This window comes from Pseudomonas salicis (assembly GCF_057128705.1).
The window spans coordinates 148,233-171,151 of the sequence record NZ_JBSKHU010000010.1; the positions used below are offsets into that span (position 1 = coordinate 148,233).

At 61.9% G+C, this 22,919-nt stretch carries 26 protein-coding genes; 12 read left to right on the top strand and 14 right to left on the bottom strand.

All coding sequences use genetic code 11. From position 1 onward, the window contains the following. Positions 1 to 6: 6 nt before the first annotated feature. On the bottom strand, positions 7 to 912 hold the full coding sequence (locus ACWKWE_RS28510) for a LysR family transcriptional regulator (RefSeq protein ID WP_166597445.1): 906 nt from the start codon (positions 910 to 912) through the stop codon (positions 7 to 9). A 114-nt stretch (positions 913 to 1,026) separates the two neighbouring features. On the opposite strand from ACWKWE_RS28510, the gene ACWKWE_RS28515 reads away from it, so the two are divergent. The 5 genes from ACWKWE_RS28515 to ACWKWE_RS28535 all read left to right on the top strand — a co-directional run bounded on the left by ACWKWE_RS28515 (position 1,027) and on the right by ACWKWE_RS28535 (position 7,737). Continuing rightward, the gene (locus ACWKWE_RS28515; protein ID WP_483852432.1) at positions 1,027 to 2,034 is read left to right on the top strand and encodes a zinc-binding alcohol dehydrogenase family protein; all 1,008 of its coding nucleotides are present in this window, start codon (positions 1,027 to 1,029) and stop codon (positions 2,032 to 2,034) included. A gap of 429 nt (positions 2,035 to 2,463) precedes the next feature. Then, positions 2,464 to 2,706 (top strand): exodeoxyribonuclease VII small subunit, encoded by a 243-nt coding sequence (locus tag ACWKWE_RS28520; protein WP_062384761.1) that lies wholly within the window; start codon positions 2,464 to 2,466, stop codon positions 2,704 to 2,706. Then, on the top strand, positions 2,703 to 3,590 hold the full coding sequence (gene ispA / locus ACWKWE_RS28525; protein WP_166597443.1) for a (2E,6E)-farnesyl diphosphate synthase: 888 nt from the start codon (positions 2,703 to 2,705) through the stop codon (positions 3,588 to 3,590). The genes ACWKWE_RS28520 and ispA overlap by 4 nt, the downstream gene beginning before the upstream one ends. 207 nt (positions 3,591 to 3,797) lie before the next feature. Beyond that, positions 3,798 to 5,687, top strand: coding sequence for a 1-deoxy-D-xylulose-5-phosphate synthase (dxs, locus tag ACWKWE_RS28530; RefSeq protein ID WP_483852433.1), 1,890 nt, complete (start codon positions 3,798 to 3,800; stop codon positions 5,685 to 5,687). Between the two features lie 166 nt (positions 5,688 to 5,853). Next, on the top strand, positions 5,854 to 7,737 hold the full coding sequence (locus ACWKWE_RS28535; protein ID WP_483852434.1) for a TonB-dependent receptor domain-containing protein: 1,884 nt from the start codon (positions 5,854 to 5,856) through the stop codon (positions 7,735 to 7,737). 87 nt (positions 7,738 to 7,824) lie between these two features. Here the strand turns inward: ACWKWE_RS28535 and ACWKWE_RS28540 are convergent, their stop codons facing one another. The 12 genes from ACWKWE_RS28540 to nrdR form a co-directional block, all read right to left on the bottom strand. After that, entirely contained in the window at positions 7,825 to 8,610 is a 786-nt protein-coding gene (locus ACWKWE_RS28540; RefSeq protein ID WP_483852435.1) for a cobalamin-binding protein, read from the bottom strand. Continuing rightward, positions 8,610 to 9,032 (bottom strand): MFS transporter, encoded by a 423-nt coding sequence (locus ACWKWE_RS28545; protein ID WP_166597439.1) that lies wholly within the window; start codon positions 9,030 to 9,032, stop codon positions 8,610 to 8,612. The genes ACWKWE_RS28540 and ACWKWE_RS28545 overlap by 1 nt, the downstream gene beginning before the upstream one ends. Beyond that, on the bottom strand, positions 9,029 to 9,646 hold the full coding sequence (gene ribA, locus ACWKWE_RS28550) for a GTP cyclohydrolase II (RefSeq protein WP_483852436.1): 618 nt from the start codon (positions 9,644 to 9,646) through the stop codon (positions 9,029 to 9,031). The genes ACWKWE_RS28545 and ribA overlap by 4 nt, the downstream gene beginning before the upstream one ends. A gap of 111 nt (positions 9,647 to 9,757) precedes the next feature. Further along, positions 9,758 to 10,561: a substrate-binding periplasmic protein gene (locus tag ACWKWE_RS28555; RefSeq protein ID WP_483852437.1), complete on the bottom strand. Its 804-nt coding sequence runs from the start codon at positions 10,559 to 10,561 to the stop codon at positions 9,758 to 9,760. Positions 10,562 to 10,571: 10 nt separating this feature from the next. Continuing rightward, the gene (locus ACWKWE_RS28560) at positions 10,572 to 11,081 is read right to left on the bottom strand and encodes a phosphatidylglycerophosphatase A (protein ID WP_166597437.1); all 510 of its coding nucleotides are present in this window, start codon (positions 11,079 to 11,081) and stop codon (positions 10,572 to 10,574) included. Further along, positions 11,078 to 12,043 carry a thiamine-phosphate kinase gene (thiL, locus tag ACWKWE_RS28565; protein WP_166597436.1) on the bottom strand — a complete coding sequence of 322 codons (966 nt, stop codon included), beginning with the start codon at positions 12,041 to 12,043 and terminating at the stop codon, positions 11,078 to 11,080. The genes ACWKWE_RS28560 and thiL overlap by 4 nt, the downstream gene beginning before the upstream one ends. A 36-nt stretch (positions 12,044 to 12,079) precedes the next feature. Continuing rightward, complete coding sequence (gene nusB / locus ACWKWE_RS28570) at positions 12,080 to 12,580, bottom strand: transcription antitermination factor NusB (RefSeq protein ID WP_483852438.1); 501 nt, start codon at positions 12,578 to 12,580, stop codon at positions 12,080 to 12,082. Next, the gene (gene ribH / locus ACWKWE_RS28575) at positions 12,577 to 13,053 is read right to left on the bottom strand and encodes a 6,7-dimethyl-8-ribityllumazine synthase (protein ID WP_074756916.1); all 477 of its coding nucleotides are present in this window, start codon (positions 13,051 to 13,053) and stop codon (positions 12,577 to 12,579) included. The genes nusB and ribH overlap by 4 nt, the downstream gene beginning before the upstream one ends. 112 nt (positions 13,054 to 13,165) lie before the next feature. Beyond that, positions 13,166 to 14,257, bottom strand: coding sequence for a bifunctional 3,4-dihydroxy-2-butanone-4-phosphate synthase/GTP cyclohydrolase II (gene ribBA / locus ACWKWE_RS28580; protein WP_483852439.1), 1,092 nt, complete (start codon positions 14,255 to 14,257; stop codon positions 13,166 to 13,168). Positions 14,258 to 14,273: 16 nt separating this feature from the next. After that, positions 14,274 to 14,945, bottom strand: coding sequence for a riboflavin synthase (locus ACWKWE_RS28585; protein ID WP_166597433.1), 672 nt, complete (start codon positions 14,943 to 14,945; stop codon positions 14,274 to 14,276). A 46-nt stretch (positions 14,946 to 14,991) separates the two neighbouring features. Next, the gene (gene ribD / locus ACWKWE_RS28590) at positions 14,992 to 16,131 is read right to left on the bottom strand and encodes a bifunctional diaminohydroxyphosphoribosylaminopyrimidine deaminase/5-amino-6-(5-phosphoribosylamino)uracil reductase RibD (RefSeq protein ID WP_483852440.1); all 1,140 of its coding nucleotides are present in this window, start codon (positions 16,129 to 16,131) and stop codon (positions 14,992 to 14,994) included. A gap of 2 nt (positions 16,132 to 16,133) precedes the next feature. After that, positions 16,134 to 16,598, bottom strand: a complete 465-nt coding sequence (gene nrdR / locus ACWKWE_RS28595) for a transcriptional regulator NrdR (protein WP_065988433.1) — start codon at positions 16,596 to 16,598, stop codon at positions 16,134 to 16,136. 163 nt (positions 16,599 to 16,761) lie between these two features. On the opposite strand from nrdR, the gene ACWKWE_RS28600 reads away from it, so the two are divergent. From ACWKWE_RS28600 to trxA, 3 genes are all read left to right on the top strand, one after another. Then, a complete protein-coding gene (locus tag ACWKWE_RS28600; RefSeq protein ID WP_166597431.1) occupies positions 16,762 to 17,214 on the top strand; it encodes a YbaY family lipoprotein in 453 nt (150 codons plus the stop codon). Then, positions 17,211 to 17,864, top strand: coding sequence for a class I SAM-dependent methyltransferase (locus ACWKWE_RS28605; protein WP_483852441.1), 654 nt, complete (start codon positions 17,211 to 17,213; stop codon positions 17,862 to 17,864). Before ACWKWE_RS28600 ends, ACWKWE_RS28605 begins: the two co-directional genes overlap by 4 nt. A gap of 111 nt (positions 17,865 to 17,975) precedes the next feature. Next, a complete protein-coding gene (gene trxA, locus ACWKWE_RS28610; RefSeq protein ID WP_166597429.1) occupies positions 17,976 to 18,848 on the top strand; it encodes a thioredoxin in 873 nt (290 codons plus the stop codon). A gap of 164 nt (positions 18,849 to 19,012) precedes the next feature. Here trxA and ACWKWE_RS28615 read toward each other — a convergent pair whose 3' ends face one another. Then, positions 19,013 to 19,366, bottom strand: a complete 354-nt coding sequence (locus ACWKWE_RS28615; RefSeq protein WP_483852442.1) for a hypothetical protein — start codon at positions 19,364 to 19,366, stop codon at positions 19,013 to 19,015. A gap of 247 nt (positions 19,367 to 19,613) precedes the next feature. On the opposite strand from ACWKWE_RS28615, the gene ACWKWE_RS28620 reads away from it, so the two are divergent. The 4 genes from ACWKWE_RS28620 to ACWKWE_RS28635 all read left to right on the top strand — a co-directional run bounded on the left by ACWKWE_RS28620 (position 19,614) and on the right by ACWKWE_RS28635 (position 22,762). Continuing rightward, positions 19,614 to 20,189, top strand: coding sequence for a DUF2796 domain-containing protein (locus tag ACWKWE_RS28620; protein ID WP_341961673.1), 576 nt, complete (start codon positions 19,614 to 19,616; stop codon positions 20,187 to 20,189). Between the two features lie 63 nt (positions 20,190 to 20,252). Continuing rightward, complete coding sequence (locus tag ACWKWE_RS28625) at positions 20,253 to 20,963, top strand: ABC transporter ATP-binding protein (protein WP_483852443.1); 711 nt, start codon at positions 20,253 to 20,255, stop codon at positions 20,961 to 20,963. A gap of 1 nt (position 20,964) precedes the next feature. Continuing rightward, positions 20,965 to 22,230, top strand: a complete 1,266-nt coding sequence (locus tag ACWKWE_RS28630; RefSeq protein ID WP_483852444.1) for an ABC transporter permease — start codon at positions 20,965 to 20,967, stop codon at positions 22,228 to 22,230. A 10-nt stretch (positions 22,231 to 22,240) separates the two neighbouring features. Continuing rightward, positions 22,241 to 22,762, top strand: a complete 522-nt coding sequence (locus ACWKWE_RS28635; RefSeq protein WP_166597424.1) for a DUF3299 domain-containing protein — start codon at positions 22,241 to 22,243, stop codon at positions 22,760 to 22,762. Positions 22,763 to 22,919 lie beyond the last annotated feature (157 nt).

Genomic DNA, 22,919 nt, shown 5'->3' on the forward strand with positions numbered 1-22,919 from the left:
CTGCGCTTACAACAACGTCGGCAACCCGCTTTCAGACTCCGCAAACCGGCTCTTCAACATCGAATACAACTGCTGCACCGCCGGGGAATATTGCTGACGATGGGGATAAACGAAATTCAGCGGCGCTGGTTCGCCATGGTAATCCGGCAACAGCAGCTCCAATCTTCCCGCCAGCACATCCTCGCGCACATCGACCCACGATTTATAAGCGATGCCCTCGCCCGCCACCGCCCAACGACGAACCAGATCGGCATCGTCGGTCAGCAGCGGCCCCGCGACCGTGAACACCCGCCCGCCCACCGGCCATTTGTCATAAACCCGGCCATGAATGATGTACAGCAGGCAGTCGTGCTGCAGCAGATCATCGGACGCCGCAGGCCGCCCCTTGCGCGCCAGATAATCGGGGGAGGCCACCAATACACGGCGATTCCAGGGGGCCAGCGGCAGCGCGATGTAATTGGCGTCTTCGATCACGCCGCTGCGAATCGCCACGTCCACCGGATCGCGGAAAATATCGGCCACTTGATCGGAGACGAAGAGGCGCAGGTTCAACGAAGGATGTTGCCGACGAAACCCGGTCAGCCATTCCAGCATCACGTTGCGCCCCAGATCCGATGGCATGGACACTTGCAGCGTGCCTTGCAGCTCGGCGCTTTCGCGGCGCAGTTTTTCGCGCCCTTCTTTCAACGCATCGAGCACCGTTCGCGCGGTCGGCAGGTATTGCTCGCCCTCTGCCGTGAGGCGCAGGCTGCGGGTCGAACGGGCGAACAGGCGAATGTCCAGTTCGCGTTCCAGGCGTTTGATCGCCGCCGCCACTTGCCCTGGCAGCAGATCAACCTCCCGTGCCGCGTTGGAAAAACTGCCCAGCGCGGCAGTTCGAACGAACAGCGTCAGATCGTCGATGCGGATCATTTTCACTCCAGCTGTGAAAGTGTTGGTGGAGTGTGCCGGTTTTTCTTTTCGGTAGAGAAGAACAAGATGCGCCCATCGACCTGAACATTCATTTGCATTCATTAAGAGACCGCCATGAAAGCCATCGCCTTTACCCAACACGGCCTGCCCATCAAAGACCCGAAATCGCTGATGGACATGGACCTGCCTAAACCTGTCCCCGGCCCACGGGACCTGCTGGTGGAAGTGCGCGCCCTGTCCGTGAATCCGGTGGACACCAAAGTCCGCGCAGGTTCAGCGACCACCGAACCGAAAGTCGTCGGCTGGGATGCCGTTGGCGTCGTGCGGGAAACCGGCAGCGACGTCACGCTGTTCAAGGCAGGTGACGAGGTGTTCTACGCGGGTTCCATCGCCCGGCCCGGCAACTACAGCGAATTCCATTTGGTGGACGAGCGCATCGTCGGTCGCAAACCGAAAAGTATCGACAACGCCCACGCCGCCGCACTGCCGCTGACGTCGATCACCGCGTGGGAACTGCTGTTCGACCGTCTGGGCGTGAAAGAAGGCGGGGGCGAAGGCGACAGCCTGTTGATCATCGGCGCGGGCGGCGGTGTGGGTTCGATCCTTGTGCAACTGGCGCGTCAATTGACCAAATTGACCGTGATCGGTACCGCGTCGCGCCCGGAAACCCAGGAATGGGTCAAAGACCTCGGCGCCCATCACGTGATTGATCACAGCCAGCCGCTGGTGGCGCAACTGGAGAAAATCGGCGTCGGCCAGGTCAGCCATGTCGCCAGCCTCACCCACACTGACAGTTACTTTCCACAACTGATCGAGGCACTGCGCCCGCAGGGGAAACTGGCGCTGATTGACGACCCGAAAGCCCTCGATGTGATGCCGATGAAGCGCAAAGCGCTGTCGTTGCACTGGGAGTTGATGTTCACCCGGTCGCTGTTCGAAACGCCAGATATGATCGCCCAGCACGAACTGCTTGACCGGGTTTCGAGCCTGATCGACCAAGGCGTGCTGAAAACCACGCTGGGCGAGCACTTCGGCACCATCAATGCCGAAAACCTGCGCCGCGCCCACGCCGTGATCGAAAGCGGCAAAGCCAAGGGCAAGATCGTTCTCGAAGGTTTTTAAGCCCTCGTTCGGAGGGCATCCGCTGTGGCAGCATGGTTTTCGGCGGTGGCCGCCTCAAACAGGCCACCACCGGCAGGCCATGCTGCAGGGCGATCACCCTCCAACTGAGGGAGCGAATTCATTCGCGAAAAGCCGGTACAGGCGGCACATCTCCATCGCCCGGACGCTCCTTCGCGAATAAATTCGCTCCCACAGGGGTATCAGCGCACGGCTTACTGGCGACGACGATCTCAAGCACGCCATCACCGGCAATCCATGCTGCTACCGCTACAATGTCGGCGCCCACAATGCTCGGTGGCATGCTCATATCGCGTAATTGTCGCGGCAATAGACCGGCGCTGAACGCCCTCCGCCCGGCACCTCTCATTTGCCCCAATGCCCTCGCTCTGCTAGTGTCGCGCCGGTTTAACGTCTACCGGGATAGCCGCCATGGCCCGCAAGAAAGCTGCACTGGATTTCGAACAGTCCCTCACGGATTTGCAAACGCTGGTTGAGCGTCTGGAGAACGGCGAGCTGTCGCTGGAAGACTCGTTGACCGCTTTCGAACAAGGCATCCGTCTGACCCGCGAGTGTCAGAGCGCGCTGGCGCAAGCCGAGCAGAAGGTGCAAGTGTTGCTGGAACGCGATGGCGAACTGGCCGAGGAACCCTTCGACGCGGAACAGCCAGAATGATTGCCGAGTATCAGGCACTCAGTCAGGCACGCGTCAATGCGGCGCTGGACAGCCTGTTCAACGCCCCCTCTCCTGAGCTGAACCGTCTTTACGAAGCCATGCGCTACAGCGTCACCAATGGCGGCAAGCGCGTGCGCCCGCTGCTGGTGTACGCAGCCTGTGAAGCGCTGGGCGGCAACGCCGAACACGCTAACGGCGCAGCTTGTGCCGTCGAGCTGATCCACGCGTATTCGCTGGTGCACGACGACCTGCCCGCCATGGACGACGACGATCTGCGTCGCGGCCTGCCGACCACTCACAAAGCGTTCGACGAAGCCTGTGCCATCCTCGCCGGTGACGGCCTGCAAAGCCTGGCGTTCAGCGTGTTGAGCGACGGCAAACTCACTCCGCAAGACGCAGAGACCCGTTTGAAAATGGTCGCCACCCTCGCCCACGCCGCAGGCCCGGCGGGCATGGTTGGCGGACAGGCCATCGACCTTGGCTCCGTCGGCCTCAAGCTGGACCAGACCGCGCTGGAAATCATGCACCGGCATAAAACCGGGGCGCTGATCGAAGCGAGCGTTCGTCTCGGTGCGCTGGCCAGCGGTCATGCCAGCCAGGTGCAACTCGACTCGCTGCAAATCTACGCCCGCGCCATCGGCCTGGCGTTTCAGGTGCAGGACGACATTCTCGACGTCGAAAGCGATACCGCGACCCTCGGCAAGCGCCAGGGCGCCGACATCGCTCGCGACAAGCCGACCTACCCTGCGCTGTTGGGCCTGGAAGAAGCCAAACATTACGCGCTGGAACTCCGCGATCAGGCGCTGGTGGCGCTGCGACCTTTCGACGCGGCCGCCGAGCCATTGCGCGCGTTGGCGCGCTATATCGTTGAACGTCGTAACTGACAGGCTATCCGCCAAACACGCCACCCTGCGGCAGCACGGTATGCCAGCGGCAGCGATCCTGCGGACATGACCGCCAGCAAGCCACGCGGCTACAGCGGGATGTGCCGTTTGAACCTGCCGATTTGAGCACCCATCGATTGCGTTTCATGGGCAGCTCGCGATGCATCAGGTAAACTGCCGCCTCTTTTACTTATAACGATTCGCCTGATGCCCACGACGTTCAAAGAGATTCCCCGCGAGCGCCCGTCCACGCCACTGCTCGACAAGGCAGTGACGCCGGACGGCCTGCGCCGGTTAGGTGAAGCCGAGCTCGAAGCCCTGGCTGACGAACTGCGCCTGGAGCTGCTCTACACCGTTGGCCAGACCGGCGGGCACTTCGGTGCCGGCCTTGGCGTCATTGAGCTGACCGTGGCCCTGCACTACGTCTTCGACACCCCCGACGACCGGCTGGTCTGGGACGTTGGCCATCAGGCGTACCCGCACAAGATCCTCACCGGTCGCCGCGAGCAGATGTCGACCTTGCGCCAGAAAGGCGGTGTGGCCGCCTTCCCGCGTCGCAGCGAAAGCGAGTACGACACCTTTGGCGTCGGTCACTCCAGCACCTCCATCAGCGCCGCGCTTGGCATGGCCGTTGCCAATCGCCTGCAAGGCAACGGTCGCAAGGCCATCGCCGTGATCGGTGACGGCGCGCTGACGGCGGGCATGGCCTTTGAGGCGTTGAACCACGCCCCTGAAGTCAACGCCGATATGTTGGTGATCCTCAACGACAACGACATGTCGATCTCGCGCAACGTCGGCGGGCTGTCGAATTACCTGGCGAAGATTCTGTCCAGCCGCACCTACGCCAGCATGCGCGAAGGCAGCAAGAAAGTGCTGTCGCGTCTGCCCGGCGCGTGGGAAATCGCCCGCCGCACCGAAGAGTACGCCAAGGGCATGCTGGTTCCCGGCACCCTGTTCGAAGAGCTGGGCTGGAATTACATCGGCCCTATCGACGGTCACGACCTGCCGACGCTGATCGCCACCCTGCGCAACATGCGTGACCTCAAAGGCCCGCAGTTCCTGCATGTGGTCACCAAAAAGGGCAAGGGGTTCGCCCCGGCCGAGGTCGATCCGATCGGCTATCACGCGATCACCAAGCTCGACCCGGTCAACGCCCCAGCCGCGCCGAAAAAGGCCAGCGGGCCGAAGTATTCCGGTGTGTTTGGTCAGTGGTTGTGCGACATGGCTGCCGCAGATGAGCGTCTGGTCGGCATCACCCCGGCCATGAAAGAAGGCTCGGACCTGGTCGAATTCAGCGAGCGCTTCCCGGAGCGGTATTTCGACGTGGCCATCGCCGAGCAGCATGCGGTGACGCTGGCGGCAGGCATGGCCTGCGAAGGCGCCAAGCCCGTCGTGGCGATTTATTCGACCTTCCTGCAACGCGGATACGATCAACTGATCCACGACGTGGCGGTGCAGAACCTCGACGTGTTGTTCGCCATCGACCGCGCCGGTCTGGTGGGCGAAGACGGCCCGACCCACGCAGGCAGCTTCGATCTGTCGTACCTGCGCTGCATCCCCGGCATGCTGGTGATGACGCCGAGCGACGAGAACGAACTGCGCAAAATGCTCAGCACCGGCCACCTGTTCAACGGCCCTGCGGCGGTGCGCTATCCACGCGGCACTGGCCCGAATGCCGTGATCGACAACGGCCTGGAGCCGCTTGAAATCGGCAAGGGCATCGTCCGCCGTCAAGGCAGCAAAGTCGCCATGCTGGTGTTCGGCGTGCAACTGGCCGAGGCATTGGTCGTTGCGGAAAAAATCGACGCCACGGTGGTCGACATGCGTTTCGTCAAACCGCTGGACGAGGCACTGGTCCGCGAAATGGCAGCCCATCACGACCTGCTGGTGACTATCGAAGAGAACGCCATCATGGGTGGCGCGGGCGCGGCGGTGAGCGAGTTCCTGGCACGGGAGAACATTCTCAAGTCTGTGCTTCACCTGGGCCTGCCGGACAGCTACGTCGAACACGCCAAACCGGCGCAGATGCTCGCGGAATGCGGGCTGGACGCCGACGGAATCGAAGCGTCGATCAATGCACGTCTGGCCAAAATCTAAACGCCATACGCTCCCCGGTCATCTGACACCCTGCTAATTCAGGATGCCAGATGATCTGTGGGAGCGAATTCATTCGCGATGCGGTATCTCTGTCGATGGAGATGCGTCGCCTGTACTGGCCTCTCGCGAATGAATTCGCTCCCACAGACTTTGCCCTCGAAATAACATGAATTTCTCTCGCGTCGCTCTCCTTCTATCTCTGCTGCCATCCGCCCACGCCTTCGCCGATACCCCCAACCGCGAAGACGCCCTGAAACTCCCCGACGTGCTCATCAGCGCCAATCGCCAAGTCGAGCAGCGCGACGCCAGCACGGCGGCGAACACGGTGTTCACACGAGCCGACATCGAACGCCTGCAACCCACCAGCGTCACTGACCTGCTGAACCGGGTGCCCGGTGTGCAGGTGGCGCAGAGCGGTGGGCGCGGCAGTCTGCCGGGGATTTACATTCGCGGGACCAAGGCCGCGCAGAGTCTGGTGCTGGTCGATGGCCAGCGCATTGCCAACGCCACGTCTGCGGATAGCGCGCTGCAATACCTCAACGTCGACCAGATCGAACGGGTGGAAGTGCTACGCGGTTCACGTTCGGTGGTCTACGGAGCGGATGCCATTGGCGGCGTGATCCAGATCTTCACCCGACGCGGCGCCGAACAAGGCCTGCAAGCGCGGTTGCACACGGGTTTCGGCAATCGCGGCACGTCGCAGAACAGTCTGGGGCTGTCCGGCGGCGATGAGCGCACCCATTTCAACCTGAGCACCAGCCTTGACGAGACCAACGGCATCGACCGCACTGGCCCGTCCTTCGCCAGTGACGCTGATCACGACGCCTACCGTAATAAGTCCTACAGCCTGAACCTCAGCCACTGGCTGAACGATGACGTGGAAATCGGCGTTAACGTGCTGGATAACAAGGGCAAGACCGAATTCGACAACCCGTTCGGTCTGTTCGACCCGGTCACTTTCAACAGCGTCGGGCAACAGCAGTACAGCGATTTCGAGTTGAGCAGCTTGGGTACGTACCTGGATGCACGGATTAACGAGCGCTGGAAAACCCGTCTCGAAGTGGGCCACAGCGAAAATCGCGAGAAGACTGCCGACAAGCTCAGCGACGATCATTACGTCTTTAACACCTACCGCGATTCGGTGAACTGGCAGAACGACCTGACCCTCGACGACCGCAACAGCCTGATGCTCGGCGCGGACGGGTATGAGGATCGCGTCAACAGCAGCACGGCGTTCGACGAAGACAGCCGCTGGAACCGCGCCGTGTTCGTTCAACACCGCTTCAAAGGCGACGGGTTTTCCACTGAGCTGGGGCTGCGTCACGACAAGAACCAGCAATTCGGCAGCCAGAACACATGGAGCGGCGCGCTGACGATCCCGCTCAACGACGCCAATGACGTGCTTTTTTCCTACACCGAAGGCTTTCGGGCGCCGACGTTCAACGACCTGTATTACCCCGGTTTCAGTAACCCGAACCTCAAGCCCGAGCACTCGAAAAGCTACGAGGTGCAATGGCGCAGCCGGTTGAGCGAGACCCGCAAACTGGAAGCGTCGCTGTACCGTACGGACCTCAAAGACGCCATCGCACTGGATGCCGACTTCACCCCGCAGAACATCGGCTCGGCGCGAATCAACGGATTTGAGGCGTCGCTGGAGCAACAACTGTTCGGCTGGACGGGCAAGCTCGGCGCTTCGATCATCGACCCGGAAGATCGCGACACCGGCCACACCCTCAATCGCCGTGCGCGCCGAACGCTGAACCTGGACCTCGACCGTCAGTTCGACCGTCTCGGCGTTGGCGCAAGTTGGCGGGCGGTGAGCAGCAGCTACAACGACGAGGCCAACACCCAGGACATCGGCGGCTACGCCCTGTTAGGCCTGCGCAGCAGTTGGAAGGCCAGCCGCGACGTGAAGCTGGAATTCAAGCTGGATAACGCGCTCGACAAACGCTACAGCCGCACGCTGTACAGCTTTGACGGCAGCAATTATGGCTATCGCGAAGAAGGCCGGACATGGATGTTCGGCGTGACGTGGACGCCGGAGCTTTAGCTAACGAACAACGCTCCCACGGCCTTCGGGCAGAAGCGAAATTGCGAGATGGCCGTACGCCCTTCGGGCAGAATCAACACTGTGCGTTCAACGGTCGGGCGAGAGGGTTTCGCACAGTTTCTGCACCGCTTCCACCATCTGCCCGCTCGGTCGTTCGATGCCTTTGTCTGGCACCACCACAAAGCGGGCTTTCAGCGAAGGCCAGGCTTTCCACATCGCGAGCTGCGATGTCGAGCCTGCAACGACGACTCCAGGGCTGCGCTGCAAAACGGCTTCGAGGCTGACCTGCGGCGCAGGCTGCTTCAGGTCGTCGAACACATTCTTCGCTCCGCACACCTTCAGTGCATCGCTGATGATCTGCTCGCCGCCCACGGTGTACAGCGGCTGATCCCACACCTGATAGAACACACTCACCGGCGTGTCCCGGTGATAACGCGTTCTCAGGTCAGTCAATCGCTGACGAAACGCTGTCGCCACTTGCCTCCCCCGCTCCGCACGCCCCAGACGCTCGCCAATCTGCTCGATCTGATCGGCGAGTTGATCCAGCGTGTGAGGCTCGGCGGTGAAAGTGGGAATGCTCAGGCGCTGCAACTGATCACGCTGAGCCGCGCTGACACTCCCCGGCCACAGCAACAACAGATCCGGGCGCAAGCTGAGCAACTGCTCCATTTCCAGCTGCCCGTAGCGGCCCACTGAAGGCAGCGCCGCGACAGCCAACGGGCGTTCTCCGCCGTCCTGTACGCCCACCAACAGATCGGCAGCGTCCAGTTCAATGACGATTTCAGTCAACGAAGGCGCCAGGCTAATGACCCGCTGGGCAGCGCTGACAGGGCAGGCCGCCAGCAACAGCAGACAGGCGATGAAGCGGCGCATCAGGCCAACTGACGAGGAATGCGATAGAGGTACAGAAGCACGACGCTGGACAGCGCCAATAGCGCCAGTGCCACCGCTTCGAGGTTGGCGAACACGGCCACTGCCGCGATCCACGCAGGCAACCCGGCGGCGAGGAACGCCATGCGCCGGTCGGCCGCAAGCCTGAGCCATGCAGCCGGTTCTTCGGGCGTATCGAGGGCTTTGCCGGTGGAGATCAGCGAACGCTTGTAGACACCGAACGGTTTGAGGCTGACGAACATCGAGGCGATGCCTGCGACGAACAACGGCAAGGCGAAAACCGAAGGACTGTCCGCCTCATCACCACCAAAAAACACACAGACAACGAGCAGCGGCCCCAGCGTCAATGCCAGTTGCCGCCACCACGCCAGCGCCAGACGACGGCGCACGTTATTCCGTGTCACGCCGGATCGACCTCACTTTGGTGCTCATTGCCCATCATGTGGCCGAGTTTGCCTGCCTTTGTGGCCAGGTACAGTTTGTTGTGCGGGTTGTGGCCAGTGTGCAGCGGGACACGCTCGGCGACGGTAATGCCCATGTCTGTCAGCGCCTTGACCTTGCGTGGATTGTTGGTCATCAGACGCAGCGATTTCACGCCCAGATGCTCCAGCATCGGCAGGCAGATCGCGTAGTCACGCTGATCGGCCGCAAAACCCAGCCGCTCGTTGGCTTCGACCGTATCGGCACCGCCGTCCTGCAATTCATACGCACGAATCTTGTTCATCAGGCCGATACCGCGTCCTTCCTGACGCAAGTACAGCAGAACGCCACGGCCTTCAGAGGCAATGGCACGCAGGGCCGCTTCGAGTTGAGAACCGCAATCGCAACGCTGACTGAACAGCGCGTCGCCGGTGAGGCATTCGGAGTGCACGCGACCCAACACCGGAGCGCCGTCCGATACGTCACCGAGGCTGAGAACGATGTGTTCGCGACCGGTTTCCTCTTCGAGAAAGCCGTTCATTTTGAAAGTGGCAAAAGGGGTAGGCAGCTTGGAAGCCGCGACAAATACGACGGGCACCGTGTGCTCCTGATCAGTATGAGGACTGGAAATTAGCAAGGCGGCATTGTAACAGCAGGTTCCGGCAGACGCTTAGGTCGAATTGTCGGCCATTCAGATCAGGAAGTTTGATCATTGCCCACGCTTCGCCTTGCTGAGACCATCACCCGCTTCGAACGGATAGGGCTGTTTCCAACGTGCGAAGATAGGCCGCAGCTTTCCGGACTGCACCAGTTGCGCCATGCGCTGATCAAACAGGTCTCGTAGGAAACGGCCTCGCGAGTTATCAGCGAAGCTTAAATACAACGGGATGTCGGTCAGATACGTCGTACGAAATCGCTGCGGCTCTCGGGTCTGCTTCAGAATGAAGTCAATTTCCGGCTTGGCGTCGATGTAGAGATCGGCACGGCTGTGGTCCAGCATCGACAGGATGTGCTCACGGCGGGCGACCTCGTTGAAATGCTCGACATGGGGTAAGTACTTCTGGAACTGGTAACCGCGCACCCAGGCCAGTCGGTAACTGCCGAGCGTCTTGAGGGTCGGCGCGGGATTGGAGGCCAGGCCCAGCGCGTAGATCTCGTCGGTATCGTAGTGCCATTTGGGGTACAGCGTACCCTCGACCTCGTTCTTGTAGGCCCCGACCCACGCATCCGCTTCGCCCCGCTGCACCAGCCCGACTGCACGGGTGTAGGGTTCGGTGCGCGGCTCGACCTTGATCCCGGCAGGTTCGAACAGTTCGCGCATCAGGTCCCACCCAAGCCCCGTGCCGTTGGCTTCGGTGTAGTCGTTCCAGTGTTCGCTGACCAGAACAATATCGGCGGGTTTCTCCTCAGAAACGTCGGGCAGCGTGTCAGCACGGACAGGATTCGCAGCCACCGCGAAGCCGAGCATCAGCATCGACAGGCACAGCAGCCATTTCATCCCCACGCGACCCATGAACCGTTTCCTATATGACGCCCCACACCCAGACTAGACCCTGCATCGCCAACCACGCAAAAACACCGGCCAGGACATCGTCCAGCATGATGCCGACACCGCCGTGCACGTGTTTGTCGATCCAGTGGATGGGCCACGGTTTGAGGATGTCGAAAAACCGGAACACCAGAAAACCCACCAGCAGCCAGACCCAGCCTTCGGGCACCAGCCACAGGGTGATCCACATGCCGACCATTTCGTCCCAGACGATGCCTTCATGGTCGTGTACGCGCAGATCGTCGGCCACCTTGCCGCACAGCCAGAAGCCGAACAGCATGGTGATGCCGAGCATCAGCCAGTAGCCCCAGTCCGGGAGCATCTGCCACAGCGGAATGAACGGCACGGCGACCATGGAACCCCAGGTCCCCGGCGCCTTGGGCAAGGTGCCGGAGCCGAAACCGAACGCCAGGAAATGCCAGGGATTGGTCCACACCGACGGCGGAACGTTTTCCGCCGGGACCTGATTAGGATGATCTGTCACCGTGTCTCCCGAAAATGTTGGTAACCCCGAGTCAACGGAGTGACGTCCTGCCCCTGTTCGTCGATAAGCGCCACGCCTTGGCCCTCGACCACGCGACCGATCACGAAGACAGGCCAACCCGCATCGACAAGGGTAGCCAGCCATGATGCCGGGAGTGTGAACGCCAGTCTGTAGTCATCGCCCCCACTGAGGGCGGCATTCAACGCTTCGTCTGCGCCGAAAAAGGCCAGCAGCGCGTCAGACATCGGCACCTTGTCCCGCTCGATCAGCAAGCGTACGCCCGATGCCAACGCAATGTGCCCGCAATCAGCGAGCAATCCGTCGGAGATGTCCAGCGCCGAGGTCGCCTTGCCGCGCAACGCCACGCCCAGTTCAAGCTGCGGTTGCGGCGACCAGTAGCGGGCCAGCAAAGCCTGTGTGGTAGACGCCTCGGTGCTGCGCTGGTTCAACACCAGTGGCAGCGCGCCGGCCCCGTCGCCCAATGGCCCGCCAACACACAGCACATCCCCCGGCCGGGCGCCGCCACGCGTCAGCGCCTCGCCCACCGGAACCGAGCCGAACACCGTCACGGTCAGGCTGAGCGGCCCTTTGGTGGTGTCGCCACCAATCAGGCGCATCGAGCAGCCTTGGGCCATTTCATTTAGCCCACGGGCGAACGCTTCCAGCCAGGCGGCGGAAACCTCGGGCAATGTCAGGGCAAGGGTAAAAGCGAGGGGCTTGGCGCCCATGGCGGCCAGATCGCTGGCAGAAACACCGAGGGCACGCTGGCCCAAAAGGAAAGGATCGCAGACGTCGGGGAAGTGCACCCCGGCGACCAGCGTGTCGGTGGACACCGCCAGCTGTTCGCCAGGGGCCACCGACAACAGGGCGCAGTCGTCGCCGATCCCCAATGCAACGCCTTCACCGGGCTGCGCGCAGGGCGCGGCGGCGAAGTAATTGCGGATCAGCTCGAACTCGCCCATGGCGTCAAACGCAGAGGTTCTGGAAATCCAGACGCCTCAGCGCTTGTGAGCCTTCACTTCGGCTTCGCGCAGACGCGGAGCCAGCTTGTCGAGCACGCCGTTGACGAACTTGTGGCCGTCGGTCGAACCGTAGACTTTTGCCAGCTCAATGCCTTCGTTGATGACCACGCGATATGGTACGTCGATACGTTCCATCAGTTCCCAGGTGGACAGGCGCAGAACGGCCAGTTCAACCGGGTCCAGCTCGTCGATACTCAGGTCCAGGCATGGCGCCAGCGCGGTGTCGATCTGGTCTTTCTTCGCCGGAACCCCGTGCAGGATTTCGCGGAAGTAAGCGCCATCGACGTCGGTGAAATCGTTATCGACGCGGAACTGCGCTTCGATTTCGTTCAACGACTGCTTGGCCATGTGCAACTGGTACAGCGCTTGAGTCGCCAATTGACGGGCAGCACGGCGCTTTTCGCTTTTCGATGGCTTGCCGGCGTCCGCTGGGCGCGGATCGCGTGGGTTGAAGCGATCGCTGTCGTCGTTAATCACTTGGCCTCCAACTGCGCCAACAGGCTGACCATCTCGATGGCGGACAGGGCAGCTTCCGCGCCTTTGTTACCGGCCTTGGTGCCGGAACGCTCGATGGCTTGTTCGATGGAGTCGACGGTCAGCACACCAAAGGCGACCGGCACACCGAATTCCATGGAGACTTGGGCCAGGCCCTTGGTGCATTCGCCTGCGACGTATTCGAAGTGCGGGGTGCCGCCACGAATGACAGCGCCCAGAGCGATGATGGCGGAGAACTCGCTGCGTTGAGCGACTTTCTGCACGACCAGCGGGATTTCGAACGCGCCCGGTGCACGGATGATGGTGATGTCGCTTTCGCTCACGCCATGGCGAACCAGGGCATCAACGGCACCGCTCACCAGGCTTTCCACGACGAAGCTGTTAAAGCGGCCAACCACCAGGGCATAGCGACCTTGGGGGGCGATGAAGGTACCTTCGATGGTCTTCAGGGTCATTCGGCTGAGTCTCGTGTTTCGTATTAAAGAGCAAGAAAGCGCGCATCAGGCGCGCGCTTTCAGGGATTTTAGGCCACGAATCGATCACTGCGGGCATAAAAGCCCGCCGGTGTTATTCGGAGGGCACGTATTCTACAACTTCCAGATCGAAACCGGATATCGCGTTGAACTTCATTGGCGAACTCATCAGGCGCATTTTGCGTACGCCCAGGTCGCGAAGGATCTGCGAACCGGCACCCACTGTGCTGTAGGTGGTCGGTGTTTTCACCGGCGCAGCGCCCGCAGTTTCCCGCACATGGGCCAGCACGGCTTCGCCGTCGAGCGGGTGACCGAGCAGCAGCACCACGCCGCTGCCGGCCTCGGCAACTGCGGCCATGGCGGCGCGCAGGCTCCAGCGACCAGGCTGTTTGACCATCAGCAGGTCGCGCAGTGGGTCCATGTTGTGAACGCGCACCAGCGTCGGCTCTTCTGCGCAAATCTTGCCCAGGGTCAGCGCCAGGTGAACGTCGCCCTCGACCGAATCACGGTAGGTGACCAGGTTGAAGTGGCCCTGTTCGGTGTCGAGCGGCTGCTCGGCAATCCGCTGAACGGTACGTTCGTGGATCATCCGGTAATGGATCAGGTCGGCGATGGTGCCGATCTTGATGTTGTGTTCGGCCGCGAAGGCTTCGAGTTCAGCGCGACGGGACATGGTGCCGTCGTCGTTCATCACTTCGCAGATCACGCCGGTCGGCTCGAAACCGGCCATGCGCGCCAGGTCGCACGCGGCTTCGGTGTGACCGGCGCGTGACAGCGTGCCACCGGATTGCGCCATCAGCGGGAAAATGTGGCCGGGGCTGACGATGTCGTCGGCCTTGGCGTCCTTCGCGGCAGCGGCCTGCACGGTGCGCGCGCGGTCGGCGGCGGAGATGCCAGTGGTCACGCCTTCGGCGGCTTCGATGGAAACGGTGAACTTGGTGCCGAAACCTGAGCCGTTGCGCGGTGCCATCAACGGCAATTTCAGGGTTTCGCAGCGCTCGCGGGTCATTGGCATGCAGATCAGACCACGGGCATAACGCGCCATGAAGTTGATGTGCTCGGCCTTGACGCACTCGGAGGCCATGATCAGATCGCCTTCGTTTTCGCGGTCTTCGTCATCCATGAGGATGACCATCTTGCCTTGGCGAATGTCTTCAACCAGTTCTTCGATGCTATTGAGCGCCACGCGGCACCCCCTTCATTCAGGATTTGAGGTAGCCGTTGGCGGCCAGAAAGCTTTCAGTAATGGTGCCGCCCTGCGCGGGCGTCGGGTCGGCGGCCTTGTCACCGAGCAGCAAGCGCTCCAGGTAACGCGCCAACAGGTCCACCTCAAGGTTGATCTTACGGCCCGGACGGTAGTCGCCCATGATGGTTTCGGCCAGCGTGTGCGGCACGATGGTCAGTTCGAATTCAGCGCCATTGACGGCGTTCACGGTCAGGCTGGTGCCATCGACGGTGATCGAACCTTTGTGCGAGATGTACTTGGCCAACTCGCGAGGGGCGCGCATGCGGAACTGGATCGCACGGGCGTTTTCTTCGCGGGACAGCACTTCGCCGACGCCGTCGACGTGGCCGCTGACGAGGTGGCCGCCCAGTCGGGTGGTCGGGGTCAGGGCTTTTTCCAGGTTGACCCGGCTGCCGGTTTTCAGGTCGATGAACGCAGTGACGTCCAGGGTTTCGCGGCTGACGTCAGCCCAGAAACCGTCGCCCGGCAGTTCAACGGCGGTCAGGCAGACGCCGTTTACCGCAATGCTGTCGCCAAGCTTGACGTCGGAAAGGTCGAGTTTGCCGGTCTCAACATAAACGCGGACATCGCCGCCTTTAGGAGTCAGGGCGCGGATGCTGCCGATGGATTCGATGATGCCGGTAAACATGGGTCCTCCAGGAGAACAGAGCCAGCGTTAAGACGATGGCGGGGGATTATACGCTCGGGCCGTGCGCAGGTATCGCAATGACTCGCCAGTCATTGCCCACGGCGCGCATTTCGACGATTTTCAGCTCCAGTGCCTCACTCATCTGCGCCAGCGGCAGGTCCAGCAAAGGCCGTGCGGAAGAACCCATGAACTTGCCCGCCACGAAAATCTGGAATTCATCGACCAGCCCGAGTCGCGTGAACGCGCCTGCCAGCCTCGGCCCGGCCTCAACGAGCACGTCGTTGACGCCGCGCCCGACCAGTTCGACCAGCAGCTTGCGCAGATCGACATGGCCGCCACTGCTCGGCAGTGCGAGCAGTTCGTGGCCCTGATCCTGGTAACGCCCGCGAGCCGAAGCAGCTGCACAGGTCGCGACCAGCGCGTTGCCCGCCTGAAAAAACGGCGCGTCAAGGGGCACTCGCAGGCGACCATCGACCAACACGCGCAACGGCGGACGGGCCACGGCCAGTGCGGTCAGCTCAGCATTGAGGCCCAGTTCGTCCGGGCGCACGGTCAGGCGGGCGTCGTCGGCCAGCACTGTGTCGGCGCCAGTCAGGACCACGCTGGATTCCGCCCGCAGACGCTGCACTGCCGAGCGCGCTTCCGGCCCGGTGATCCATTGGCTCTCGCCGCTGGCCATCGCCGTGCGGCCGTCAAGGCTCATCGCCAGCTTGACCCGCACGTACGGCAGGCCATGTTCCATGCGTTTGAGGAAGCCCTTGTTAATTGCCCGCGCCTCGCCCTCCAGCACGCCGCTCTGCACGGCGATACCGGCGCTCATCAGACGCAACAGGCCGCGTCCGGCGACATCGGGATTGGGGTCTTGCATCGCTGCGACCACGCGACCGACACCTGCGTTGACCAGCGCATCGGCGCACGGTGGGGTGCGTCCGTGATGGCTGCAGGGTTCGAGGGTGACGTAGGCGGTGCCGCCTTTGGCTTTGTCGCCCGCCTGCCGGAGCGCGTGGACTTCGGCATGAGGTTCGTCCGCACGCACGTGCCAGCCTTCGCCCACGACCTCGCCGTCACGTACGATCACGCAGCCCACACGAGGGTTGGGGTGGGTCGAGTAGACGCCCTTGCGCGCCAGTTCCAGCGCCCGCGCCATGTAAAAGGCGTCGAGCACGCTTTGCTCTGTAGAGGACATGCTCACTCTTTCACCGGCTCGCGGGCCAGTCGGTCGATTTCTTCGCGGAATTCGTTGAGGTCCTGAAAACGCCGATACACCGACGCAAACCGGATGTAGGCCACCTCGTCGAGTTTTTGCAGCTCGCCCATCACCAGCTCACCGACGATCAGCGATTTGACCTCGCGCTCACCGGTGGCGCGCAACTTGCTCTTGATGTGGGCCAGGGCCGCTTCCAGTCGTTCGACGCTGACGGGGCGCTTCTCCAGCGCACGCTGCATGCCGGCGCGCAGTTTTTCTTCATCGAAGGGCTGACGGCTGCCGTCCTGCTTGATCAGACGAGGCAGAACGAGTTCGGCGGTTTCGAACGTGGTGAAACGTTCTTCGCAGGCGACGCATTCACGGCGGCGGCGAACTTGGTCGCCTTCGGCAACGAGGCGCGAGTCAATGACTTTGGTGTCGTTGGCACCGCAAAAGGGACAGTGCATGGTGGCAGGCAACAAAAAAAGGGAGGGCCATGGTAGCGCATCCCGCCCGCAAGACAAGTCTCGGGGTTTGAGGTATACAGACGCGCATTCGGTGCAGCGAAATCGGTCAGCCTCGGCGATACTGCGTCTTTCCACCCGTATTCTGTTTTTGCTGGAGCTGTTCATGTCGCTACGTTCGCTTGCTGTCATCAGCCTGCTCGGTCTGCTTGCCGCCTGTAGCTCCACTGAGCCCCCCAAGCCTGCCGCACCCGCCAAACCGGCGCCCAACGCGATCAAGTTGCCGGAGGGCCCTGGGCCACTGCTGCCGTATCAGCGCGAAATCAGCGGTCAATTGCTGGGCGTGCCCGCTGGGGCGGAGGTCGAGTTGGCGTTGCTGGTCATTGACGAGCGCAATCGCCCGCAGAAATTGCTGAGCAGCACCAAGCTCACCGGCAACAATCAGTCGCTGCCGTTTCAACTGCGCTTCAACCCGGAGGCGTTTCCACAGGGTGCGCGGGTTGAGCTGCGCGGTCGGGCCAGCCAATCCGGCCAGTTGATCCTGCACCTGCCATCGGTGTTGATCGCCAGGCCTGAGACCCAATCGGTCGGTCAGCTGCAACTCTTCAAGATGCCATGACGCCACCGGCTCATCTGCAAGGCGCATTGAGCGAACTGCTGGGCGATGCCCGTTTGGTCGCCGAGCCGTTGCCGGGCACAGACCTGAAACTGTGGCTGATCGACGCGGACAACATGGACCGCGCCTTCAACCCGGACGAAACCCGCCGCATTCTGGAAGACCCGCCTTACTGGAGTTTCTGCTGGGCCAGCGGCCTGGCACTCGCGCGTTTTCTGGCGGAACACCCGGAATGGGTCGAGGGCAAGCGTGTGCTGGATTTCGGCGCAGGTTCGGGTGTGGCGGGGATTGCGGCGGTGATGGCCGGAGCGCTGGAAGTGGTGGCCTGCGATCTTGACCCTATCGCCATTGAGGCATGCCAGGCCAATGCGCAGCTCAACGGTGTGACGCTGAGCTATTCGACGGACTTCTTCGCCGAGGAGGACCGCTTCGATCTGATTCTGGTGGCTGACGTGCTGTACGACCGCGCCAACCTGCCCCTACTGGATCAGTTTTTGAGCCGTGGCAAGCAAGCGCTGGTGGCTGATTCGCGGGTGAGGGATTTTCAGCATCCGGCTTACCAACGTCTCGGCATCCTAGACGCGCTGACCCTGCCGGATCTGGCCGAGCCTTGGGAGTTTCGCAAGGTGAGTCTGTATCACGCCCGGAGATGATCACCGTCTTGTAGGAGCGCGCATGCCTGACTGGTATCTGCTGTCGCGCTTCCGACAATCTCCCCAGCCCTTTATAGTTGCCGCCATTAAGCCTTACTTTCGGGACTTGCGATGAGCCAGGACACGCCGTACATCTTCGATGCGACCACTGCCACTTTCGATCAGTTGGTCATCGAGAATTCCTTTCACAAGCCTGTGCTGGTGGATTTCTGGGCCGAGTGGTGCGCGCCGTGCAAGGTGCTGATGCCGCTGTTGAAACAGATCGCCGAGAGCTATCAGGGCGAGTTGCTGCTGGCCAAGGTCGATTGCGATGCCGAGCAGGACATCGTAGGCCGCTTCGGTATTCGCAGCCTGCCGACCGTGGTGCTGTTCAAGGATGGCCAGCCGGTGGACGGGTTTGCCGGTGCGCAGCCTGAATCCGAAATCCGCAAGTTGCTCGAACCTCATGTGAAGCTGCCGCCACCGGCTGCTGCCGATCCGCTGGAAACCGCTCAGGCGATGTTCGCCGAGAGTCACTTCGCGGAAGCCGAGGCGGTGCTGCAAACCATCCTCACCGAAGACAACACCAACGCGGCCGCGCTGATTCTGTACGCCCGCTGCCTGGCTGAGCGCGGTGAACTGACCGAAGCCCGTGCCGTGCTGGACGCCGTGAAAGGCGATGACCACAAGGCCGCATTGGCCGGTGCGAAGGCTCAACTGACGTTCCTCGGCGAAGCGAAAACCCTGCCGGACGCCGCCGACCTGAAAACCCGTCTGGCGCAAAACCCGCAGGACGACGAAGCGGCGTACCAGCTGGCGATCCAGCAACTCTCTCGCCAGCAATACGATGCGGCCCTGGACGGTTTGCTCAAGCTGTTCACCCGCAACCGCAGCTACAACGAAGGCCAGCCGCACAAGACGCTGCTGCAGGTGTTCGACCTGCTGGGCAACGATCATCCGCTGGTCACGACCTATCGTCGCAAGTTGTTCGCTGCGTTGTACTGACGCAGCGATTTGACGCCTGCCACGCCCTGCTCTGGCATGCCGGCCTTGGGCTGTAGGAGCGAATTCATTCACGAGAGGCCAGTACATCCCGCCTATATCCGTCGGATGTACGATTTTTCGCGAATGAATTCGCTCCCACCGGTGAGGAGCGTCGGCGCCGAGTATTACTCCACCCAGTGATACTCCGGCGCATCGCCATGACTTTCGACTCTGACGCTGGAACTGTGGCGCATGCGCACCATCAGGCGCTTGCCTGCTGCCGTACTTCCCGCCAAACCCTCCAACTGCCCCAGCAGATCCGGCCCGCTCATGTGCCCGGCCTTGCGCAGCAAATCCTGCGCGATGTCCCAAACAGCGTCGTTGCGGCTGGCTGGAGGTTTGGCAGCCGTCGCGCTGTCCGGCTTTTGCTCTGCCGATTGCACGCCCAGTTGAATACCCAACTTTGCCCAATCGCTGTCGTCCATTTCCACAGTCAGGTCCACCGGCAAATCGCCGACGGTTCCACGGATTCTCAGCATGGTGTGTGTCCTCTGGTTTTCTGCGGGGCATGGTCCCACAGGACCTGAAGCGTTGCACCCACCCCTGTAGGAGTGAGCTTGCTCGCGATTGCGGTCTACCGACTGGCATTTATGTATCAGCCAGAACGCTATCGCGAGCAAGCTCACTCCTACAGTTATCTGCAGCGCTTGAAAAAGTTAAGAAACGCTACGAAACATTGTTATAAGATCACATAACAAATTTCGACCCCCTCCCGGAGCCCTCCTCATGCGTCGTCTGCTACTCGCTTTGCCCTTCGCGCTGCTTCCCCTGTCCATCGCCCACGCCGCTGACGAGCATGACCACGATCATGAACACGGCAGCCTCGGCGCGCATGTGCACGGTGTGGCGCGTCTGGACATGGCGCTGGATGGCCGCACGCTGGAGCTGGAACTGGACAGCCCGGCGATGAACATCGTCGGGTTCGAACACCCCGCCACCACCGACGCCGACAAGATGAAACTGGCGCTCGCCCGGGAAACCTTGCTCAAGCCTCACGGCCTGTTCAGCATTCCGGAAGCCGCAGGCTGCACCGTTACGAAAGCCAAGCTTGAAAGCCCGCTGTTCGGTGACAAGGACGACGATCACGACGACGGTGATGCGGACGAGCATGAACACGAACACAGCGAGATTCACGGCCATTACCAGTTCACATGCAGCGTGCCCGCCGTGCTGAACAAACTCGACCTGACGCAACTGTTCCAGAGCTTCCCCGCCACCCAGACCATTCAGGTCCAGCTGGTGACGCCGAAACGTCAGATGGGCGCCGAAGTGCGTCCCAGCAACCCGGTCGTCAAGTTCTAAACCTGCGCCTGCACCTGCGACCGGGGTTTTCCCGGCCGTTCACTTTCCAACGTGACTCAGGCCATGACTCAAGCACTTATTGAACTGTCCGAACTGGGCTTCGCCTGGCCAGGACACGCGCCGCTGCTGGACATCCCGGCCTTCCGCTTGGAACCGGGCGAAACGCTGTTTCTCAAAGGCCCCAGCGGCAGCGGGAAGACCACCTTGCTCGGCCTGCTCGGCGGCGTGCAGAAACCCAATCGCGGCAGCATTCGCCTGCTCGGCCAGGAGTTGACGCAGCTTTCGGCAGGCGCCCGCGACCGCTTTCGTGTCGATCACACCGGCTACATTTTTCAGCAGTTCAACCTGCTGCCGTTTCTCTCGGTGCGGGAAAACGTCGAACTGCCCTGCCACTTTTCAAAGCTGCGTGCCCAGCGTGCAACTCAACGCCATGGCAGCGTCGATAAAGCTGCCGCCACGCTGCTCGCGCACCTGGGCTTGAAAGACCCGCAACTGCTCGAACGTCGTGCCGATTCGCTGTCCATCGGCCAGCAACAACGGGTCGCTGCCGCACGGGCCTTGATTGGCCAACCTGAGCTGGTGATCGCCGACGAGCCGACCTCGGCGCTGGACGCCGACGCTCGCGAGGCGTTCATTCAACTGCTGTTCGCCGAATGCCGCGAGGCGGGTGCCAGCCTGTTGTTCGTCAGCCATGACCAGAGCCTGGCGCCGCTGTTCGACCGCAACCTGTCGCTGGCCGAACTCAACCACGCCGCCGTCGCTCCCGAGGTTTGAGATGTATCTTCTTCGCCTGGCGCTGGCCAGTCTCGCCAACCGCCGCTTCACCGCGTTTCTCACGGCCTTCGCCATTGCCTTGTCGGTCTGCCTGCTGCTGGCCGTGGAACGGGTGCGCACCGAAGCCCGCGCCAGCTTCGCCAGCACCATCAGCGGCACAGACCTGATCGTCGGCGCACGTTCCGGCTCGGTGAACCTGCTGCTGTATTCGGTGTTCCGCATCGGTGACGCCACCAACAACATCCGCTGGGACAGCTTCCAGCACTTCGCCAACAGCAAGCAGGTGAAGTGGGCGATCCCGATTTCCCTCGGCGACAGCCATCGCGGCTATCGAGTGATGGGCACCAACGAATCGTATTTCGAGCATTACCAGTACGGGCGCCAGCAGCACCTGGAAATGGCCGAGGGCCGACCGTTCGCCACCGACCCGTTCGAAGTGGTGCTGGGGGCCGAAGTCGCCAATGCGCTGCATTACAAGCTCGGCGACAAGCTGGTCCTGGCCCATGGCGTGGCGGTGGTAAGCCTCGTCAAACACGATGACAAGCCGTTCACCGTGGTCGGGATTCTCAAGCGCACCGGCACGCCCGTGGACCGTACGCTGCACATCAGTCTTGGCGGCATGGAGGCGATCCACATCGACTGGCACAACGGCGTGCCCGCTCAAGGAGCAGGTCGGATCAGCGCGGATCAGGCACGCAACATGGACCTCACGCCCACGGCCATCACCGCGTTCATGCTCGGGCTGAACAGCAAGATTTCCACCTTCGCGTTGCAACGGGAGATCAATGATTTCCGTGGCGAGCCGATGCTGGCGATCTTGCCGGGCGTAGCGTTGCAGGAGTTGTGGAGCCTGATGGGCACCGCTGAAAAGGCGTTGTTCATGATCTCGCTGTTCGTGGTGTTGACCGGTCTGATCGGCATGCTGACCGCGATTCTCACCAGCCTCAACGAGCGCCGTCGGGAGATGGCGATCCTGCGTTCGGTGGGGGCACGTCCCTGGCATGTCGCGAGCCTGTTGATCCTCGAAGCCTTTGCGCTGGCCTTCGCCGGGGCGGTCAGCGGTCTGGCGCTGCTGTACATCGGGATCGCGTCGGCTCAGGGTTACGTGCAGGCCAATTACGGTCTGTACTTGCCACTGTCGCTGCCGACTGCGTATGAATGGACGCTGCTGGGCGGCATTCTTGGCGCTGCGCTGCTGATGGGCGTCGTGCCGGCCTGGCGCGCCTATCGCCAGTCGCTGGCGGACGGTCTGTCGATTCGCTTATGAGGACGTTCTGATGCGCAGGTTGTGGGTGTTGTTGTCGTTGCTGGTCGCCACGTCGTCGTGGGCGCAAGACCTGCGGGTTTTGACGTGGCAGGAGATGATCCCGGCCGATGCGCCACCGGTAAAACTGGTCACGGCGCCGATCCACGACCTGTCGAAGATGGCCGACACCCTGGCGATGGAATCCGCCCCCGCCGCGCACCAACTGGCGCCCCACGCCCCGGTGGTGAAATCCCTCGACGGGCAAATGGTGCGCTTGCCAGGGTACATCGTGCCGCTGGAAGTGAGTGAAGAAGGCCGCGTGACGGAGTTTCTGCTGGTGCCGTATTTCGGCGCCTGCATCCACGTCCCGCCCCCGCCGCCGAACCAGATCGTCCACGTCACCAGCGAACTGGGCGTGAAAGTCGACGAGCTGTACCAACCCTATTGGATCGAAGGCCCGATGCAGGTCAAATCTACCACCAGCGAACTGGCCGATGCCGGGTACCAGATGGAAGCGGACAAGATCCTGATCTACGAGCTGCCGGATCAGTGATTGTCCCCCTGCGTGTAGGAGCGTGGCTTGTCCCGCGATGGACGACGGAGTCGTCCTAAAACCTGAATACGCGTTAATCCTGAAGCACCGTGCTTGGAGAATCTGCGACTGCTTTGCAGCCGATCGCGGGACAAGCCACGCTCCTACAAATTCGTCC

Coding starts and splice junctions, on each gene's coding strand:
- ACWKWE_RS28600 (WP_166597431.1), top strand. CDS start 16,762: ATGTCGCTACGTTCGCTTGCTGTCATCAGCCTGCTCGGTCTGCTTGCC.
- ACWKWE_RS28635 (WP_166597424.1), top strand. CDS start 22,241: ATGCGCAGGTTGTGGGTGTTGTTGTCGTTGCTGGTCGCCACGTCGTCG.
- ACWKWE_RS28555 (WP_483852437.1), bottom strand. CDS start 10,561: ATGGGTCGCGTGGGGATGAAATGGCTGCTGTGCCTGTCGATGCTGATG.
- ACWKWE_RS28585 (WP_166597433.1), bottom strand. CDS start 14,945: ATGTTTACCGGCATCATCGAATCCATCGGCAGCATCCGCGCCCTGACT.
- ACWKWE_RS28510 (WP_166597445.1), bottom strand. CDS start 912: ATGATCCGCATCGACGATCTGACGCTGTTCGTTCGAACTGCCGCGCTG.
- ribH (WP_074756916.1), bottom strand. CDS start 13,053: ATGACCCTGAAGACCATCGAAGGTACCTTCATCGCCCCCCAAGGTCGC.
- ACWKWE_RS28625 (WP_483852443.1), top strand. CDS start 20,253: ATGACTCAAGCACTTATTGAACTGTCCGAACTGGGCTTCGCCTGGCCA.
- ispA (WP_166597443.1), top strand. CDS start 2,703: ATGATTGCCGAGTATCAGGCACTCAGTCAGGCACGCGTCAATGCGGCG.
- ribD (WP_483852440.1), bottom strand. CDS start 16,131: ATGTCCTCTACAGAGCAAAGCGTGCTCGACGCCTTTTACATGGCGCGG.
- ACWKWE_RS28515 (WP_483852432.1), top strand. CDS start 1,027: ATGAAAGCCATCGCCTTTACCCAACACGGCCTGCCCATCAAAGACCCG.
- ACWKWE_RS28630 (WP_483852444.1), top strand. CDS start 20,965: ATGTATCTTCTTCGCCTGGCGCTGGCCAGTCTCGCCAACCGCCGCTTC.
- nrdR (WP_065988433.1), bottom strand. CDS start 16,598: ATGCACTGTCCCTTTTGCGGTGCCAACGACACCAAAGTCATTGACTCG.
- ACWKWE_RS28520 (WP_062384761.1), top strand. CDS start 2,464: ATGGCCCGCAAGAAAGCTGCACTGGATTTCGAACAGTCCCTCACGGAT.
- ACWKWE_RS28540 (WP_483852435.1), bottom strand. CDS start 8,610: ATGCGCCGCTTCATCGCCTGTCTGCTGTTGCTGGCGGCCTGCCCTGTC.
- trxA (WP_166597429.1), top strand. CDS start 17,976: ATGAGCCAGGACACGCCGTACATCTTCGATGCGACCACTGCCACTTTC.
- ACWKWE_RS28615 (WP_483852442.1), bottom strand. CDS start 19,366: ATGCTGAGAATCCGTGGAACCGTCGGCGATTTGCCGGTGGACCTGACT.
- ACWKWE_RS28620 (WP_341961673.1), top strand. CDS start 19,614: ATGCGTCGTCTGCTACTCGCTTTGCCCTTCGCGCTGCTTCCCCTGTCC.
- dxs (WP_483852433.1), top strand. CDS start 3,798: ATGCCCACGACGTTCAAAGAGATTCCCCGCGAGCGCCCGTCCACGCCA.
- ACWKWE_RS28535 (WP_483852434.1), top strand. CDS start 5,854: ATGAATTTCTCTCGCGTCGCTCTCCTTCTATCTCTGCTGCCATCCGCC.
- thiL (WP_166597436.1), bottom strand. CDS start 12,043: ATGGGCGAGTTCGAGCTGATCCGCAATTACTTCGCCGCCGCGCCCTGC.
- ACWKWE_RS28605 (WP_483852441.1), top strand. CDS start 17,211: ATGACGCCACCGGCTCATCTGCAAGGCGCATTGAGCGAACTGCTGGGC.